The following is a 16,209-nucleotide window of genomic DNA, read 5'->3' on the forward strand; positions in this document are numbered from 1 at the left end:
GTGACCAGCAACACGCTTCGCGATGCACAGAATTTATGCTAATCGCATAAATTCGCGCGGTATGTCTCGGGATTTTGGCATATACATGCCAAAACACCTCGCGGGATAGTGGCGTGTGAATAGTAACTAAAAAAATCTGCAAAATTTAACCAAAAAAATGTTGACGAACCCACAGGCAATGATATATAATATCACTTGTGCAAGAAAAAATACCCAGACAGTTGTATTTTAGCACAATCTACAACTGGAGGGAGGTTAGGTGTGAGTCTATGTCAAACGTAATCGTAAAAGAGAACGAGACTTTAGATAGCGCTCTTCGCAGATTCAAGAGAAGCTGTGCAAAAGCAGGAATCCAGCAGGAAATCCGCAAAAGAGAGCATTACGAGAAACCAAGCGTTCGTCGTAAAAAGAAATCTGAAGCCGCAAGAAAACGTAAATATAATTAATTGTGCGCAAAAATCCCTGACAGTTCTGTCAGGGATTTTTATCATAATCTGGAAAATAATCAGGGGAAGGAAGTAATCTTGAAGGCAGAAAATAACAAAATACTTAAAGAAAAGAAAAACTGGATCCTTTTACTGTTTAAAAAACTGGCAAAGCTGATTTTCAACAGAATCTTTTATGTTGCGATTGCAATGCTCGTCCAGCTTGGATGGATCTTAATGATGGTACTGCGTCTGGCTGCGTATTCCAGATACATTGATATCGGATTAAGGCTGATAGGTATTGTGCTGGTATTGTGGATTTTGAATAAGGAAATAAATCCTTCCTATAAACTGGCCTGGACCATGCTGATCCTGATTCTGCCGATCCTTGGAGTGGTATTATATTTTGTATTTGGACGTTCCAGGATCGCTGCGATCATGCAGCAGCATTTTGAACAGAGGATTGAGGAGAGCAGGGAGTATCTGCGGGATCAGCCACAGACGAGGCAGAAGCTGGAGACTCTGGATCCCTCGGCTTCGAACCAGTCCAGATACATTTCGGATGTTTCCAGATTTCCGGTTCATGAGAACACAACTGCAGAGTATTTTCAGGTAGGAGACGATATGTTTCCGGTGCTTGTGAGGGAACTGAAACAGGCGAAGAAATATATTTTTATTGAATATTTCATTATCAATGATGGAGTGATGTGGCAGACGATCCTGAATATTCTGGAAGAGAAAGCTGCGGAGGGCGTTGATGTGCGCCTGATCTATGACGGATTTGGCTGTCTTACAACACTTCCCCATAAATATTATGAAGAGCTTCAGAAAAAAGGAATCAAATGTCAGGTATTTAATCCTTTCCGTCCCATTCTGAATATTATCCAGAATAACCGGGATCACAGGAAGCTCTGTATCATTGACGGATGGGTTGGATTTACGGGAGGCATCAATCTTGCAGATGAATATATCAACCAGAAAGCGCGTTTCGGACACTGGAAGGACACTGCAGTTATGCTCAAAGGGGAAGCTGTCTGGAATATGACGGTAATGTTTCTCCATATGTGGACGGTGATCGGCAGATCTGAAGAAAGTATTGATTATGAAGCCTATTTTCCCCACAGATATCATGAGGAAGAATTTGAGAGTGACGGATTTGTCCAGCCGTTCTGTGATACACCTCTGGATGAGGAGGTTGTCGGTGAAGATGTATATCTGAACATTATCAACAAAGCAAAAAAATATGTATACATCTGTACTCCTTATCTGATCATAGACAATGAGATGATGACTGCCCTCTGTCTGGCAGCCAAAAGCGGGGTGGATGTGCGTATTATGACGCCGGGAATCCCTGACAAGAAGCTGGTATTTATCCTTACTCAGTCCTATTACAGACAGCTTCTGGAAGCGGGTGTAAAGATTTATGAATATCAGCCCGGTTTCCTTCACGCAAAATCCTTTGTGAGTGATGATGAGATCGGAGTAGTGGGAACCATCAACCTGGACTATCGAAGCCTTTATCTTCATTTTGAGGATGGTGTATGGATCTACAGAAACAGAGTAATACAGGATATCAAAGATGATTTTATCCAGACTATGGAATATTGCAGGCAGATAGAACCGGAATTCTGCCTGAACAGAAATATAGGGCTGCGTATCATGCAGAATATTTTCCGCGCATTTGCGCCGCTGATGTAAAATGAGCACTGAAAATCGTATTTTTATGGTTTTCAGTGCTTTTTATCTGATTATGATCAGGTATCGGATCGGATTAAGATGCATTATTTTATTGGATTGCTATATAATGAATAAAGAAAGTAGTCTTAGAGCGTGTCTGAAAAATCATTCCCACAATCTGCACGCCCCACTTTGCGGGATATTTCATCCGAATTCAGTTGCCGTAGCCCGCTACAGCGCCCTCATCCGGGCAAAATATCCCACAAATTGTGACGCACATCTTGCGTAAAGCATTTTTCAGACACGCTCTAGCGTGCCGGCAGCCTGCCGGTACATTGATCGGAGAGAGAATATGCAAAAAAAATGGATCTCCATAATATGCGCTGTGATCATCATGGTCTGCACTATCATTACCCCTGCTTATGCCGCCGGAATCTTTTTGCCCGAGGAAAGCAATACCAAACAGGCAGAATCCACAGATCTTATTGAAGCACCCTCAGGAATCTTAATGGAAGCGCAGACAGGAACAGTCGTTTATCAGAAGGATGCGGATACCAGACGAAGCCCTGCAAGTATCACAAAGATCATGACACTGATCCTGATCTTTGATGCTCTGGATAAAGGCAGCCTGAAAATGGACGACACAGTCACAACCAGTGCCCATGCAAAGTCCATGGGCGGTTCTCAGGTGTTTCTGGAGGAGGGGGAAATCCAGACAGTGGAAACCCTGATCAAATGCATTGTGATTGCATCAGGAAATGATGCCAGCGTAGCAATGGCAGAGCATATCTGCGGCAGTGAACAGGAATTTGTCCGCCACATGAATGAACGGGCAGAGGGACTTGGGATGAAAAATACTCATTTTGAAGACTGCTGTGGTCTGACAGAATCTCCCGATCATTACACAACAGCCAGGGACATTGCCATCATGAGCAGGGAACTGATCACAAAATATCCGAAGATTCTGGAATATTCTTCTGTCTGGATGGAAAATATCACCCATGTGACCAGGCAGGGGACAAAGGAATTCGGACTTACCAATACCAACAAACTGATCCGCAGCTACGAGGGCTGTGTCGGCCTGAAAACAGGAAGCACCAGTATTGCAAAATACTGCCTCAGTGCAGTCGCCAAAAGAAATGACATTACTCTGATCGCAGCAGTGATGGCAGCCCCGGACTATAAAGTGCGATTTAAAGATGCAGCCTCCATGTTAAATTATGGCTTTTCAAAATGCAGCCTGTACATAGATAAGAAAATGGAAGCTCTGCCTGAGGTCCCGGTCAGAAATGGAAAGAAAAAGACGGTTTCCCTGGTTTATGAGGAACAGTTCCATTATCTGGACACTACAGGACAGAATATCGGGAATGTAAAAAGAAAGCTGAGGATCCACAGGGAAGTAAAGGCTCCGGTGAAAAAGAACACCCTGGCAGGGGAGATGATCTATTCCGTCGATGGGAAGGAAGTGGGAAAAGTGCGGATCCTTTATGGAGAAAATTCAGGAAAAGCCACGTATCTGGATTGTCTGAAAAAAGTTGTCCTGAAACTGTAGACAAAAAGTATTTTAGACAATTTTATAATTTTTTGACAAAGGACAGCAATCCGATGTATAATAAATCCAAATGGGTATTGAGGGAAATAAAAAACAAAAGGAAGGTACTATATAATGAAAGAAATCCGTACAGAAGATGCTGTAGGACATATTTTGTGTCATGATATCACACAGATTATCAAAGATGTTAAAAAAGGGGTGCTTTTTAAGAAAGGTCATATCGTCAGAGAAGAGGATATTCCTCTGTTACTCTCTGTAGGAAAAGAACATTTATATGTGTGGGAGAAGAAAGAAGGAATCCTTCATGAGAATGAAGGCGCAGAGATCCTTTATAAGATCTGTGCCGGAGATTCAGACACCATGCATGGTTCTGATATAAAAGAGGGAAAGATCGAGCTGATCGCAGACATTGACGGAGTGCTTAAGATCCGCAGGGAAGCTCTGCTGGCTGTCAATTCACTTGGAGAGATGATGATCGCATCCCGCCATGGAGATTTTCCTGTAAAGAAGGGCGGTAAACTTGCAGGAACCAGAATTATCCCTCTGGTGATCGAGAAGGAGAAAATGGATCGTGCAGCAGAGGCGGCAGGCACAGAGCCAGTCTTTTCCATTCTGCCATATAAAAAGAAAAAGGTTGGTATCGTAACAACAGGAAGTGAAGTGCAGAAAGGTCTGATCACTGACACCTTCACTCCTGTACTGAGAGATAAATTTGCAAAATTTCCATCAGAGGTCATCGGTCAGACAAAACCGGGTGACGATATGGAACAGATAACAGCCGACATCCTGAAATTTATCGAAGAGGGAGCCGATATGGTAGTCTGCAGCGGTGGAATGAGCGTAGATCCGGATGACAGAACTCCGGGTGCGATTAAAGCAACAGGAACCCGCATCGTATCCTACGGTGCACCCGTACTTCCGGGAGCTATGATGCTGATCTCCTATTATGAGAAAGACGGCAGGCAGATACCGATCCTTGGGCTTCCGGGATGTGTTATGTATGCAAAGAATACCATCTTTGATCTGCTTCTGCCAAGACTGATGGCAGATGATGAGATCACATTATCAGAGATCAACCAACTTGGAGAGGGTGGACTCTGCCTGAACTGTGATGTCTGTACATTCCCGAACTGCGGATTCGGAAAATAATATCCCGCAAAGTGCGTTGCCAGACATAAAGTGAACATAAAGGGAAAAGAAAACTTGCATGAAAAGATTTAAAACCGTACATTATACAATCCATTCTAACAAAATAAAGGATGCGAGAGGCATCAGATTTGCTGTGATCGCAGATCTTCATGGCATGGAATTTGGCACTGATAACAGAAAGCTTCCGGAGACAATCCACCGGTACAGACCGGATGGGATCCTCATTGCCGGTGATATGATCGTGAGAAATGATCCTGCCTCTCTGGAAAAAGCTTCCTCCCTTCTGAGGAGCCTTGCTCAGCAGTATCCGGTCTATTATGCGCTGGGAAACCATGAATATAAGCTGTACAGGACAGATCCTCAGGAGAACTGTATGGCAGCCCGATATCAGGAATATGAAAAGGAGCTGAAGACAGCCGGGATCCATATCCTGCATAATGAATCCTGCAGCCTGCAGGTGGGAAAAACCAGCCTTACTGTCTATGGTCTGGAAATACCTCTGATCTATTATAAAAAGCCATTTTCTCCACAGCTTAAGAGAGAGGAAGTCAGGGAACTGATCGGAGAACCATCTTCCGATTCCCTGAATATTCTTCTGGCCCACAGTCCCAAATATGGAGATACCTATTTTGACTGGGGTGCGGATCTGATCCTGAGTGGGCATTATCATGGAGGGATTGTAAGACTTGGCAGGCACAATGGCCTGCTTTCCCCACAGCTTCATCCATTTCCGAAGTTCTGCTGCGGAGATTTCCACAGGAAGGATCAGCATATGCTGGTAAGCGCAGGAGCAGGGGAACACACCATACCTGTGAGAATCCATAATCCCAGGGAATTGCTGATGGTGGATCTGAAACCAAATGCTGAGAATATTGTTACTGTCTGCTGACTGTATGGCAGCGAAATATTTACTTGAAAAGGAAAAGACTGTGCTATGGGAATTCCGGTAAAGCTGGAAGTATTTGAAGGTCCTCTGGATCTCTTACTGCACCTTATCGAAAAAAATAAAATAGATATCTATGATATCCCCATCGTGGAGATCACAGATCAGTATATGGAATACATCCATGCCATGGAGAGGGAAGACCTTGGAATCATGAGTGAGTTTATGGTCATGGCAGCCACATTGCTGGATATCAAGTGTAAAATGCTTCTCCCGAAAGAGGTCAATGAAGAGGGAGAAGAGGAAGATCCAAGAGCGGAACTGGTGGAGAAACTTCTGGAATATAAGATGTATAAGTTTATGTCCTATGAATTAAAGGACAAGATGGACGATGCGGCAAATGTATTCTTTAAAGAGCCCACTATTCCGGATGAGGTACTGCAATACAGAGAGCCTGTAGATCCAAAGGAGCTTCTGGCAGGTCTCACGCTGGAGAAACTGAATGCGATTTACAAGTCCATCATCCGCAGGCAGGAAGACAAGGTTGATCCTATCCGAAGCAAATTCGGAACCATCGAGAAGGAAGAGGTCAGTCTGTCTGATAAGATGATAGAGATCAAAGATTTTGCCCGTACCCATCAAAAATTCAGCTTCCGCAATCTCCTGGAGAGTCAGTGCTCGAAAGTACAGGTGATCGTCACCTTTCTCTCCATACTGGAACTGATGAAAATGGGACATATCCATGTGGAGCAGGACAGACTGTTCGATGATATCTCTGTTGAAGTACAGACAGACCCGGATACATGGAAGAATCTTACAGAATTTGCGGAAGATGAACCGCAGAATACAGAGATCAATATGTAATAAAAAGGATAAGGAATGAGGAAGACTGAGTGAAGATTAAGGAGACAGAAGCTGCGATAGAAGCAATACTTTTTGCAATGGGCGGTTCCGTAGAACTGCCCCGGATCGCCAGAGCCATCGGTGTGGACGAGAAGACAACAGGAAGGATCATCCGCAATATGATGGACCGTTATCAGGAAGAGAACAGAGGCATCCAGATCATAGAACTGGAGAATTCTTTCCAGATGTGTACAAAGAAAGAATATTATCAGTATCTGATCAATATTGCCCTGCATCCTCAGAAGCCGGCACTGTCAGATGTTATGCTGGAAACCTTATCCATCATTGCATACAAACAGCCGGTTACAAAGGCGGAAATCGAGAAGATTCGAGGGGTAAAATGTGACCACGCCATCAACAAGCTGGTAGAATACAGTCTGGTCAGGGAGCTGGGGCGTCTGGATGCCCCCGGACGTCCAATCCTGCTCGGAACCACGGAAGAGTTTCTGCGCTGCTTCGGCGTACAGGATCTGGAATCCCTGCCTGTCCCTGACCCTGTCCAGATAGAGGACTTTAAGGCAGAGGCAGAGGAAGAAATCCAGCTGAAACTGGATGTGTAAGATAAAGGAGAAAAAATAATGCCAACCACATATGCACATGATTTATTTGGAAAAGAAGTATATAAGAGACTGCCTCCAGATATGAAAGCTCTGCTCCGCAGACATGGAGATCTGTACAGGATCGGTTTACATGGGCCGGATATCCTGTTCTACTATATGGTTTCAAAGAATCCTGTTACCCAGTTCGGGATTGAGATGCATCATGAGAAGGCAAGAGCCTTTTTTGAAGAAGGGATGCGGCAGGTCAGAAGAAATAACGATGAGGCACTCTTTGCATATCTTCTTGGATTTGGCTGTCATTATATTCTGGACTCCGCATGTCATCCTTATGTAAATAAGATGGCTGCAGAAGGAGTTATTCCTCACATTGTTCTGGAGAAAGAATTTGACCGTGTGCTTATGGAAGAGACCGGCAAAGATCCCGACCATTATTATCCGGCCTGCGGGATAGTGCCGAAGATGGAATATGCCAGAGTCATCCACAGGGCCATTCCTCTGGTGAAAACCATGAACATTTATATTTCTGTCAGGATGATGAAAATTTTTACCAATTTTATGGTATGTGATGACCACGGCAGAAAACGCAGGATTCTGGGGAGACTTCTGAGACTGGGAGGAGAGTCCATCGGCTCTGTCATTGAACATTTCATGACTGCCGAAGCAGTAGAGCAGGCAAAAGCTCCCATGCCTGAACTTGAGAGGCTTTACAGAGAGGCGGTTCCCGAAGCTGTGGAATATCTGAGAGAGCTTTATACCTTAAGGGAGGGAGCTTATCATCTGAGCAGAAGATGGGACCGGACCTATAACGGGTAATGGGTATGTCCCGATATTTTTCGGAACTGTGACAGTCATATTCCGGACATGCAGGCATAAATTATCTTATAGGGTGAAGCAAAATCATGCAGATATCCTGTAAACAATAAATCTGTGAATAACCGTAAATTATGAACAGTGATATTCATGGATTGCCAGCATGTGAGGTGGAGTATGAGAATGAAACATATTGCCGCTGTCATTGTTGTGACGGCGGTATTATTGTTTACGCAGACATACACCTCCGCCCGGGGAGCGGAGCACAAAATACCTCAGACAGTAGACATGACACCTGTTGCAGAAGAACCGGCAGAACTGTATGCATTATCAGCAGTCCTCATGGACGGAGAGTCAGGCAGAGTACTCTATGAAAAGGATGGGGAGCGTCCTCTGGCAAATGCCAGCACAACCAAGGTGCTTACCTGTATTGTGGCACTGGAGAACTCTCTGGGGGATGATTATGTTCAGGTTTCTCAGAATGCGGCATCCCAGCCGGAAGTAAAGCTGGGACTTCGGAAAGGAGAACAGTATTATCTGGAGGATCTTCTGTATTCCCTTATGCTGAAAAGCCATAATGATACAGCGGTTGCCATTGCAGAACACTGCGGAGGAAGCGTGGAAGGCTTTGCCAGAATGCTCAACCGGAAAGCAAAACAGATAGGATGTAAGGATACGTATTTTATCACACCCAATGGCCTGGATGCTGAGGATGAGAACGGAAAACATCACACAACAGCCAAAGATCTGGCGCTGATCATGCGCTATGCTGTTAAAAACGAAACATTCCTGCACATTGCACAGACCAGAGATTATACATTCTCGGAGATCACAGGAAAGAGAACCTTTTCTGTACATAATGCCAATGCATTTCTTGACATGAGAGACGGAGTTCTTGCCGGAAAAACAGGCTATACTTCCCAGGCTGGCTACTGTTATGTATGTGCCTGGGAAAAAGAGGGCAAAACATTTATCGTCAGCCTCCTTGGCTGTGGATGGCCCAACCACAAAACCTATAAATGGAGTGACACAAAGAAACTGCTGGACTTCGGAGATTACAACTATGAGTACGAAACCTACTGGAAAGAACCACAGACCGGAAAAATTCTGGTAACAGACGGTGTGGAAGATGGTCAGGATATAGGAACGAAAATCTATCTGAGGGGTAAATGCAGTGTAACTGCATATGACAGGGAAAAAGAAGTCCTTCTGAAAAAAGGGGAAACTGTAACCTGTAAAATGGAAATCCCGCAGAAAGTCAGTGCGCCGGTTCTTAAGGGGGAGAAACTTGGCCGCATAGCCTATTACCTGGATGGAAAACTGATAGATTTTTATCCGGTCTATGCGGAGAAATCAGTGGAAAAAATCAGTTTTAAATGGTACACTGAAAAAGTATTTCATGATTTTTTTCATTAGATATAGTATATGGGAACCTTAAAGAACTGTCATCAGAGTCTTGCCATAGAATTGTTTGTTGAATTCATAGAAAAAAAACTATCGAACGGATGAAATAATTCAATGGTTTAAAGGGTTGCTATGCGAAAGCGACATTGATATAATAAACTTTAACAGTCGGCATTTATATATTGCCGTTCATGAATATTTTATGGCAGTTTGTGGCTGATTTGCGGTCTGCTGCAAGCTGACATAGGAAAGACAGGGGAAAGAGATATGAATCAGTTAGAAATACTCAGAGAGAGTCTTGGTCAGTGTGATGAGATCATTCTGGATGCACTTATCATGCGTAACAGGATCGTGGAGGACATTATGGCATATAAAGAAGCCAACGGACTCCAGATCTTACAGCCTGAGCAGGAAGCGAAGCAGAAAGAATGGCTGGAGAAGAGAATGGAAGGCAGACGCCATAAGGATGAGGTTTCCGATGTATTTGAATGCATCCGCACAAACAGTAAACGGATCCAGGCGAGAAAGCTCTTCGATTATAATATCGTACTGATCGGCTTTATGGGTACGGGTAAGTCCACAATTTCTGATTTCCTTAAGAATGTATTTGCCATGGATGTGGCAGAGATGGATCAAATCATTGCCCAGAGACAGGGAATGAGTATTTCCGATATCTTCGAGACATACGGCGAGCAGTATTTCCGTAATCTTGAGACAAATCTTCTCATCGAGATGCAGTCACGCAGTAATGTTGTAATCTCCTGCGGCGGCGGTACTCCAATGAGAGAGTGCAATGTAGTGGAGATGAAGAAGAATGGCCGTGTTGTTCTCCTCACAGCAAAACCGGAGACAATCCTTGACCGTGTCAAAGACAACCACGATCGTCCGCTGATCGAGAACAATAAGACTGTTCCGTTTATCACAGAACTGATGGAGAAACGCCGTGCCAAATACGAGGCGGCAGCAGACATTATCATCGAGACAGACGGCAAAAACGAACTGGAGATCTGCGAAGAGCTTGTACACAGACTCCGCACCATGGATGAAGAAAAATAATACAACATGACAGATCTTGTTTATGATTTCAGAAGTGCCGGATATCAGGTAAATTAAGTGAAGAAGGGATGAATGCAATTATGATGTATCCGTTTATGACATTGAATGATGATACAGAAATTACTCATTCAGAAATGAAAGCAGATGGGAAAGTAAAAGTCTATATAGAAACTCCTGATGAATTTGGAGGATTTCACAATGCCACATGCTGGCTTCCTGATTATAGGTGGGAGGATATTGAGGGATATTCTGATACAGAGATGGCATATTTTAAACAATTAATCAGAAATAACGCTCATCTTATCATTGAATTTTCGCAGGAAGGAGGCATTTTAAATGCCGCAGGATGATAGAAGCCAATAGTTCGGATATTATTGATGAGTGGTTAAATCGTTTTGGAGAAATTCGATATTTTTTTATTGTGAAGGATTCTGAGATAAAGAGATAGTTTTGGATAATTCAGGTTGGAAAAAGGAAGGCTCTATATTAATGGCTGAGGAAGGCAGTACAATATCAATAATAGTACCTTCGCCAGGTATACTTTCTACCAAAAGTCCATATTCCTCTCCATAATAACTGTGTAACCTTTGATTTACATTTGCAAGTCCAATAGAGTGATGCCCTTTTGGAGAAGTTTTGCCGGAACACTGAAAAGTTTTTAATTGTTCCTGAGACATTCCACTTCCGTTATCAGCAACCAGGAAATGAAGTAATTCGTTTTCAAGTTGACAGGAAATACTGATATAACATTCATTTTCTTTATTAGAAAAACCATGTTCCACACTGTTTTCTACAAGTGGCTGGAACAAAAATACAGGAAGATTCATCTGCAGGAATTCAGGTGGGACATTAATATCATAGCAGAATTTTCCGGGAAAGCGTATGTTCTGGATAGTCATATAGCGCTGAACCTGCTGGAGTGTTACTGTTCACTCCGTTCACAGTAACGTAGCCAAAATTCATTCCAGATTGCCTGCGGCAATGGAATTTTGGCTTGTATGTCTCGGGATTTTGGCATATTCATGCCAAAACACCTCGCGGGATAGTGGTGTGTGAACAGTAACGCTGGAGTTCTTCCTGAAGAGTTGCAACAGGAAATTTTTCCAGATTATACCGTACAAGTTCAGACATACAAGTAGCAATGGTTTCGATTTCAGGTACATCATGAATTTCAGCAAGTGACTTGATAACATTTAAAGTATATCCATTATGAGGCTCCGGTGGAGGAGCAGAACTTCTCCACCCTCATTGAGTTCATCAATGCCATGGAAGTCCGTGAGGATGACGAGGAGTTCAAAAACCCCGTAGACCTGATGTTTGATGCACTGGAAGCCGAGAAGCCAAATCACTTTGCGGTGCGCCAGTATAAGAAATATAAGCTGGCCGCCGGTGATATATGCTCTAAGTGACTTCTTAATCATGAGATTGAAATTCCTGTCGTACACCTTGCCCGCTTCAACGAGGGTGTGAACCGTTCAAAGCCGGTCAAAGACCCCTATGGATGGGGATCATCTACCATCGTAAACATTTTGAAAAAGCGAGAGTATTTAGGGCACACCATCAATTTCAAGACCCGCAAGCACTTTAAGGACAAGAAAAGCCACTATGTTTCTGAGGACGAATGGACGATCTTTGAGAATACCCATGAAGCCATTATCGACCAGCAGACCTTTGATTTGGCGCAGAAAATCCGCAGCAATGTACGGCGTTATCCAAACGGCTGGGGCGAAGCGGCTCCCCTCACAGGCTTGCTCTATTGTGCCGATTGTGGCGGCAAGATGTATGTCCACCGCACCAACAATGGCAAGCGGATTTCTCAATATACCTGTTCCAATTATACCAAAGTTCCGTGTGGGATACTATGCCCTACACAACACCGTATCAATGAGAGTGCTGTTCTGACATTGGTTTCCGACACGCTCCGGGCTATCGCTGAATATTCCAGAAATGATCGGACGGAATTTATTCACGCCGTTCAGGAAACGCAGGTTGCCCAACAGAGTGCCGATATAGCGAGAAAGCGCAGGCGTCTGGCCGCTGCTCAAAAGAGAGCCGGAGAACTGGAAAAACTGATTTGCAAAATCTATGAGGACAACGCCCTCGGCAAGCTGCCGGATGCACGATATAGGGCGCTTGATGCACAGTATGCCAAAGAGCAGGACGCACTTGAGATTGAAATTGCAGAGCTGGAAAAGGCTGTTACCAGCTATGAGCAGAGTCAGAAATCAGCGGAGAAATTTATAGCCCTGATTGATAAGTACGAGAATTTTGACACGCTGACAAACACCATGCTCAACGAGTTTGTAGAGAAAATCCTTGTCCACGAACGCGCCCGAAAAGGCAGTCAGGACACTACGCAGGAAATTGAAATCTACTTTAATTTTTTAGGACGCTATATCCCACCATCCTTACAGCCGGTTCCTTTAACCCCGGAGGAACAGGAAGAACTGCTGAAAAAAGAAGAACGCAAGGACAGGCTTCATCAGAATTATTTGAAGCGGAAAGCCAGTGGCGCACAAAAACGGTATGAGGACAAAATTAAGGCAAAGAAAAAAGCGGAAATGGACGCTAAGAAAGCCCTGATCCGGGCGGAGGATATGAAAAAAGGCGTTTTTTCTACTGTCGGACAGCTGCCGAAAGAAGAACCGCGCAAAGGCAGCATAGCAGTCTAATCATCATGGAGCAAAGGAGAATGAATATGAGTAAGTTGACTTACATTCGTTGCGGAGATTATGATATACCCAACCTAAAACTTTCTGTGCAGCCGGAAACTTCTATCGGCAAGTACGGCAGAATGCGAAAATCCTACCTAAAGGAACATCGCCCCATTCTCTACAACCATCTGCTGATGAGCGAGAAGCTGTATCCACACCTGTTAGAGATTGACCGGACAGCGCAGGAGCGTATGGACACCATGTTACCTCACATGATGGAGGCTGCGGGTGTCACTGAGGAGCTGAAAGCCTGTGATCCTATGCGTTGGGTGGGGCTAATGAACACATTAACGGCACAGATTGAGGAAATTTTAATCTGGGAACTGATTTGCAGCTGAATGGGAGGTGCGGGAAATGCTGACCTTTGAAAAGGTTTTGAAAGTGTTTCAGGCATATCTGGATGATGACCCTTTGTATGAGGTGGTTCAGACCAGCCACGGTTATACATTGATGGCATGGGAACCCCACCGGAATGACTGGTATAGCGCCGAGATACAGAAAACCCCAGAGGATTTACGGAACGCTTTGCTGGGTACATACGCCAACTTTCTGGAAGATAAAATTACCGGAAACGAGCGTGAACTGACTGTGACAGAAACCGGAGAAATCCAGCAGAGGTGCCGGGAACTTTTGGAAAAGTGCCGGGAAACTTGATATAGAAACGCCAGAAGGAGGCCGCGATTATGCGTCCTCCTTCTGGTTCGCAGTCTGTTCCATTTTGAGCGCCCCGTCTATGGCACCTTCGATAATCGGCAGGTATTGTTCAGGACAGAGCTTCAGCTTGTGGCTGACCCGCTGCCGCTGTGCGCTTTCTTCCCGCATGATCTCCGGGTTAAAATATCGCTCTACGGGAAGTCCGCAGACCTTAATCAACTGGATCATCACAGGCAGGCTCGGAATCGCACCTTGATTCTCAATGTTGGCAAGATACCGCCATTCAATCCCAACCATTTCTGCCAATGTTTTTCGTGTCAGACGCTTTGCCTCTCGTGCGACTTTGACATCCGCACCGAAGGTTTCAAAACCGGGACAATCTTCAACTTTCGCCATATAACATCACCCAGTTACATTGTATAATTCATACTTTGCCTGCGGAATGTTGCTATATGCAGGTTGGTTGAAGTTTATAATTCACATTCCGTTTCTTGCATTGTTCGAGAAAGAGAACTATAATGTACTCTGTGGAGGTGCGAAATGGACTATATGACATTGAAAGAGGCTGCCGAGAAATGGGGCGTGACACCTCGTAGAGTAAATTACTATTGTGCTGGTGGGCGTATCCACGGCGCTGTGAAAATGGCTGGTATTTGGCTGATCCCTAAAACTGCGGAGAAGCCGATTGATGGGCGGACAAGACAAGGGAAGGAGCTGCGCCATGAATAAAATTTTGATTATAGATGATGACAGAGAACTGTGCGCTTTGATTAAACGCAGCGTACAAGCAGAAAACATAGAAGCTGATTTTTGTAATACCGGAAAAGAGGGCTTGCAGAAATTAAAAGAGCAGGAGTATCAGCTTGTAGTGCTGGATGTGATGATGCCCGGTATGGATGGCTTTGAAACGCTGGAAGAAATCCGCAAAGAGAACAGTCTGCCGATTTTGATGTTTACATCCAAAAATGACAGCATTTCTAAAGTGCGGGGCTTACGGGCCGGGGCGGACGATTATCTGACAAAACCGTTTGATATGGACGAACTGATTGCCCGTATTGCGTCTCTCATTCGCCGCTACACCCGTTTTAATCATCAAGCCGGAGCTGTGCAAAAACTGGATTTTGATGGATTGCAAATTGACCTTGAAAATCGTTCTGTTACGACGGAAAATGGCACTTTTGAACTTCCACCAAAGGAATTTGATCTGCTCCTGTACTGTGCAAAGCATCAAGGAAAAATTTTGACAAAACAGCAGATTTATGAGGAAGTTTGGGGCGAAGAATATTTCTATGACGACAGTAACATTATGGCGATTATCAGTCGGCTTCGTAAAAAATTAGAAGTCAATCCTTCAAGCCCAAAATATATACAAACGGTCAAAGGGATTGGCTACCGGTTTAATAAGGAGGTGTAGCCAGCATGGAAATCATCGTTTTCTTGTCCATTGTGATTGCTGTTTTGGCTGTGCTGACCTCCATCGTTCTCGTTCGGCGCGTAAAAAAACAAATAGCAGAAATGACCGATGTGCTGGTTGATGTGAAAAACGGAAATGGCAACCGGCGTATTCTATCTGCAACAAATGAACTGACAGCACCTCTTGCCTATGAAATCAATGAGATCGTTGTGGCCTATGAAAGCAGACTTTCAACTGTACGGCAGACAGAAGAAACCAACCGCCAACTTATGACGAGCCTTTCCCATGACGTGCGAACGCCCCTTACTACTCTGCTTGGGTATCTTGACGCTACACACAAAGGACTGGTCACAGGAAAAGACCGGGATGATTATATTGAAACCGCCCGTCGGAAAGCCCATGATCTGAAAGAATACATTGATGTACTTTTTGACTGGTTCAAGTTAAATTCCAACGAGTTTGCTTTGGAGATTCAGAGCGTTGAGGTCGCAGAGCTGACAAGAAATATTCTGATCGACTGGATACCGATTTTTGAGGATAAACAGGTTGATTATGACATTGATATTCCTGAACAGCCTGTCCGGGTAAGATTAGATATGGATAGCTATATGAGGATCATCAATAACCTTATTCAAAATGTAATCGCTCATAGCCATGCGGACAAAATTAAAATTTCCCTATCGAAGAAGGAAAACAGTATGGAGCTGTTGCTGGCGGATAATGGAGTGGGAATTGAGAAAGAAGATTTGAAACACATATTTGAACGGCTTTATAAGTGTGATAAAGGACGCTCTGAAAAAGGCAGCGGACTTGGTCTTTCTATTGTCCATCAGCTTGTAGAAAAGATGGGTGGAAGCATAACAGTTGAAAGCTTTCCGGGAGAAGGAACTGAATTTATGTTGCTTTTTCCTTTGGAGATTTAAGCGGGTTCCCGTCTTTATGGCGGGAACCTTTGTCATTTTTGCTGGATTTCAAATTGCAAGGTTAATGCAAGGTTGCGGCAAGGTT

General features: G+C 44.2%; 21 protein-coding genes and 2 pseudogenes. 18 read left to right on the top strand and 5 right to left on the bottom strand.

Annotation, left to right across the window (positions count from 1 at the left end; genetic code table 11):
- Positions 1 to 269: 269 nt before the first annotated feature.
- Together rpsU and cls are read left to right on the top strand one after the other, a co-directional pair.
- Positions 270 to 446, top strand: a complete 177-nt coding sequence (rpsU, locus tag NQ550_RS07850; protein ID WP_004222305.1) for a 30S ribosomal protein S21 — start codon at positions 270 to 272, stop codon at positions 444 to 446.
- Positions 447 to 635: 189 nt separating this feature from the next.
- A complete protein-coding gene (cls, locus tag NQ550_RS07855; protein ID WP_197724761.1) occupies positions 636 to 2,123 on the top strand; it encodes a cardiolipin synthase in 1,488 nt (495 codons plus the stop codon).
- 88 nt (positions 2,124 to 2,211) lie between these two features.
- Here cls and NQ550_RS22525 read toward each other — a convergent pair whose 3' ends face one another.
- Together NQ550_RS22525 and NQ550_RS22800 are read right to left on the bottom strand one after the other, a co-directional pair.
- A complete protein-coding gene (locus NQ550_RS22525; protein ID WP_334291043.1) occupies positions 2,212 to 2,310 on the bottom strand; it encodes a DUF6783 domain-containing protein in 99 nt (32 codons plus the stop codon).
- Positions 2,311 to 2,316: 6 nt separating this feature from the next.
- Positions 2,317 to 2,382: a DUF6783 domain-containing protein gene (locus NQ550_RS22800; RefSeq protein WP_320055409.1), complete on the bottom strand. Its 66-nt coding sequence runs from the start codon at positions 2,380 to 2,382 to the stop codon at positions 2,317 to 2,319.
- Positions 2,383 to 2,454: 72 nt separating this feature from the next.
- Between NQ550_RS22800 and NQ550_RS07860 the strand changes: the two genes are divergently transcribed.
- From NQ550_RS07860 to NQ550_RS07900, 9 genes are all read left to right on the top strand, one after another.
- Positions 2,455 to 3,654 (top strand): D-alanyl-D-alanine carboxypeptidase family protein, encoded by a 1,200-nt coding sequence (locus tag NQ550_RS07860; protein ID WP_025576890.1) that lies wholly within the window; start codon positions 2,455 to 2,457, stop codon positions 3,652 to 3,654.
- A 114-nt stretch (positions 3,655 to 3,768) separates the two neighbouring features.
- Complete coding sequence (locus NQ550_RS07865; RefSeq protein WP_025576889.1) at positions 3,769 to 4,803, top strand: molybdopterin-binding protein; 1,035 nt, start codon at positions 3,769 to 3,771, stop codon at positions 4,801 to 4,803.
- Between the two features lie 58 nt (positions 4,804 to 4,861).
- Complete coding sequence (locus NQ550_RS07870) at positions 4,862 to 5,692, top strand: metallophosphoesterase (protein WP_025576888.1); 831 nt, start codon at positions 4,862 to 4,864, stop codon at positions 5,690 to 5,692.
- A 45-nt stretch (positions 5,693 to 5,737) separates the two neighbouring features.
- Complete coding sequence (locus NQ550_RS07875; RefSeq protein ID WP_025576887.1) at positions 5,738 to 6,550, top strand: segregation and condensation protein A; 813 nt, start codon at positions 5,738 to 5,740, stop codon at positions 6,548 to 6,550.
- A gap of 29 nt (positions 6,551 to 6,579) precedes the next feature.
- Complete coding sequence (gene scpB / locus NQ550_RS07880; RefSeq protein ID WP_008704505.1) at positions 6,580 to 7,149, top strand: SMC-Scp complex subunit ScpB; 570 nt, start codon at positions 6,580 to 6,582, stop codon at positions 7,147 to 7,149.
- Positions 7,150 to 7,167: 18 nt separating this feature from the next.
- The gene (locus NQ550_RS07885) at positions 7,168 to 7,962 is read left to right on the top strand and encodes a zinc dependent phospholipase C family protein (protein WP_025576885.1); all 795 of its coding nucleotides are present in this window, start codon (positions 7,168 to 7,170) and stop codon (positions 7,960 to 7,962) included.
- Between the two features lie 180 nt (positions 7,963 to 8,142).
- Positions 8,143 to 9,375 (top strand): D-alanyl-D-alanine carboxypeptidase family protein, encoded by a 1,233-nt coding sequence (locus NQ550_RS07890; protein ID WP_025576884.1) that lies wholly within the window; start codon positions 8,143 to 8,145, stop codon positions 9,373 to 9,375.
- A 255-nt stretch (positions 9,376 to 9,630) separates the two neighbouring features.
- Positions 9,631 to 10,419: a shikimate kinase gene (locus tag NQ550_RS07895; protein ID WP_025576883.1), complete on the top strand. Its 789-nt coding sequence runs from the start codon at positions 9,631 to 9,633 to the stop codon at positions 10,417 to 10,419.
- A gap of 80 nt (positions 10,420 to 10,499) precedes the next feature.
- A complete protein-coding gene (locus NQ550_RS07900; protein WP_025576881.1) occupies positions 10,500 to 10,769 on the top strand; it encodes a hypothetical protein in 270 nt (89 codons plus the stop codon).
- Between the two features lie 66 nt (positions 10,770 to 10,835).
- Here the strand turns inward: NQ550_RS07900 and NQ550_RS07905 are convergent, their stop codons facing one another.
- Entirely contained in the window at positions 10,836 to 11,246 is a 411-nt protein-coding gene (locus NQ550_RS07905; RefSeq protein ID WP_242826326.1) for a sensor histidine kinase, read from the bottom strand.
- A 193-nt stretch (positions 11,247 to 11,439) separates the two neighbouring features.
- Positions 11,440 to 11,607 (bottom strand): hypothetical protein, encoded by a 168-nt coding sequence (locus NQ550_RS22805; protein WP_334297079.1) that lies wholly within the window; start codon positions 11,605 to 11,607, stop codon positions 11,440 to 11,442.
- 11 nt (positions 11,608 to 11,618) lie between these two features.
- Here NQ550_RS22805 and NQ550_RS22065 point away from each other — a divergent pair.
- From NQ550_RS22065 to NQ550_RS07920, 4 genes and pseudogenes are all read left to right on the top strand, one after another.
- Positions 11,619 to 11,810 (top strand): annotated as a pseudogene (locus NQ550_RS22065) (VirD4-like conjugal transfer protein, CD1115 family); the annotation flags it as partial.
- A 33-nt stretch (positions 11,811 to 11,843) separates the two neighbouring features.
- Positions 11,844 to 13,091, top strand: a pseudogene (locus NQ550_RS07910) (DUF4368 domain-containing protein); the annotation flags it as partial.
- 26 nt (positions 13,092 to 13,117) lie between these two features.
- The gene (locus NQ550_RS07915) at positions 13,118 to 13,471 is read left to right on the top strand and encodes a TnpV protein (RefSeq protein ID WP_025580821.1); all 354 of its coding nucleotides are present in this window, start codon (positions 13,118 to 13,120) and stop codon (positions 13,469 to 13,471) included.
- A 16-nt stretch (positions 13,472 to 13,487) separates the two neighbouring features.
- On the top strand, positions 13,488 to 13,787 hold the full coding sequence (locus NQ550_RS07920; protein ID WP_025580820.1) for a hypothetical protein: 300 nt from the start codon (positions 13,488 to 13,490) through the stop codon (positions 13,785 to 13,787).
- A 27-nt stretch (positions 13,788 to 13,814) separates the two neighbouring features.
- On the opposite strand, the gene NQ550_RS07925 is transcribed toward NQ550_RS07920, so the two are convergent.
- Entirely contained in the window at positions 13,815 to 14,183 is a 369-nt protein-coding gene (locus NQ550_RS07925) for a helix-turn-helix transcriptional regulator (RefSeq protein ID WP_025580819.1), read from the bottom strand.
- A gap of 144 nt (positions 14,184 to 14,327) precedes the next feature.
- On the opposite strand from NQ550_RS07925, the gene NQ550_RS07930 reads away from it, so the two are divergent.
- From NQ550_RS07930 to NQ550_RS07940, 3 genes are read left to right on the top strand one after another with little or no spacing between them, the layout of a single operon-like run.
- Positions 14,328 to 14,516 carry a helix-turn-helix domain-containing protein gene (locus tag NQ550_RS07930; RefSeq protein WP_025580818.1) on the top strand — a complete coding sequence of 63 codons (189 nt, stop codon included), beginning with the start codon at positions 14,328 to 14,330 and terminating at the stop codon, positions 14,514 to 14,516.
- On the top strand, positions 14,509 to 15,201 hold the full coding sequence (locus NQ550_RS07935; protein WP_002594745.1) for a response regulator transcription factor: 693 nt from the start codon (positions 14,509 to 14,511) through the stop codon (positions 15,199 to 15,201). The genes NQ550_RS07930 and NQ550_RS07935 overlap by 8 nt, the downstream gene beginning before the upstream one ends.
- Before the next feature lie 5 nt (positions 15,202 to 15,206).
- Positions 15,207 to 16,124 (top strand): sensor histidine kinase, encoded by a 918-nt coding sequence (locus NQ550_RS07940; protein WP_119251467.1) that lies wholly within the window; start codon positions 15,207 to 15,209, stop codon positions 16,122 to 16,124.
- Positions 16,125 to 16,209: the final 85 nt, after the last annotated feature.

It is taken from the genome of Blautia wexlerae DSM 19850 (assembly GCF_025148125.1).
Classification (GTDB): domain Bacteria; phylum Bacillota; class Clostridia; order Lachnospirales; family Lachnospiraceae; genus Blautia_A; species Blautia_A wexlerae.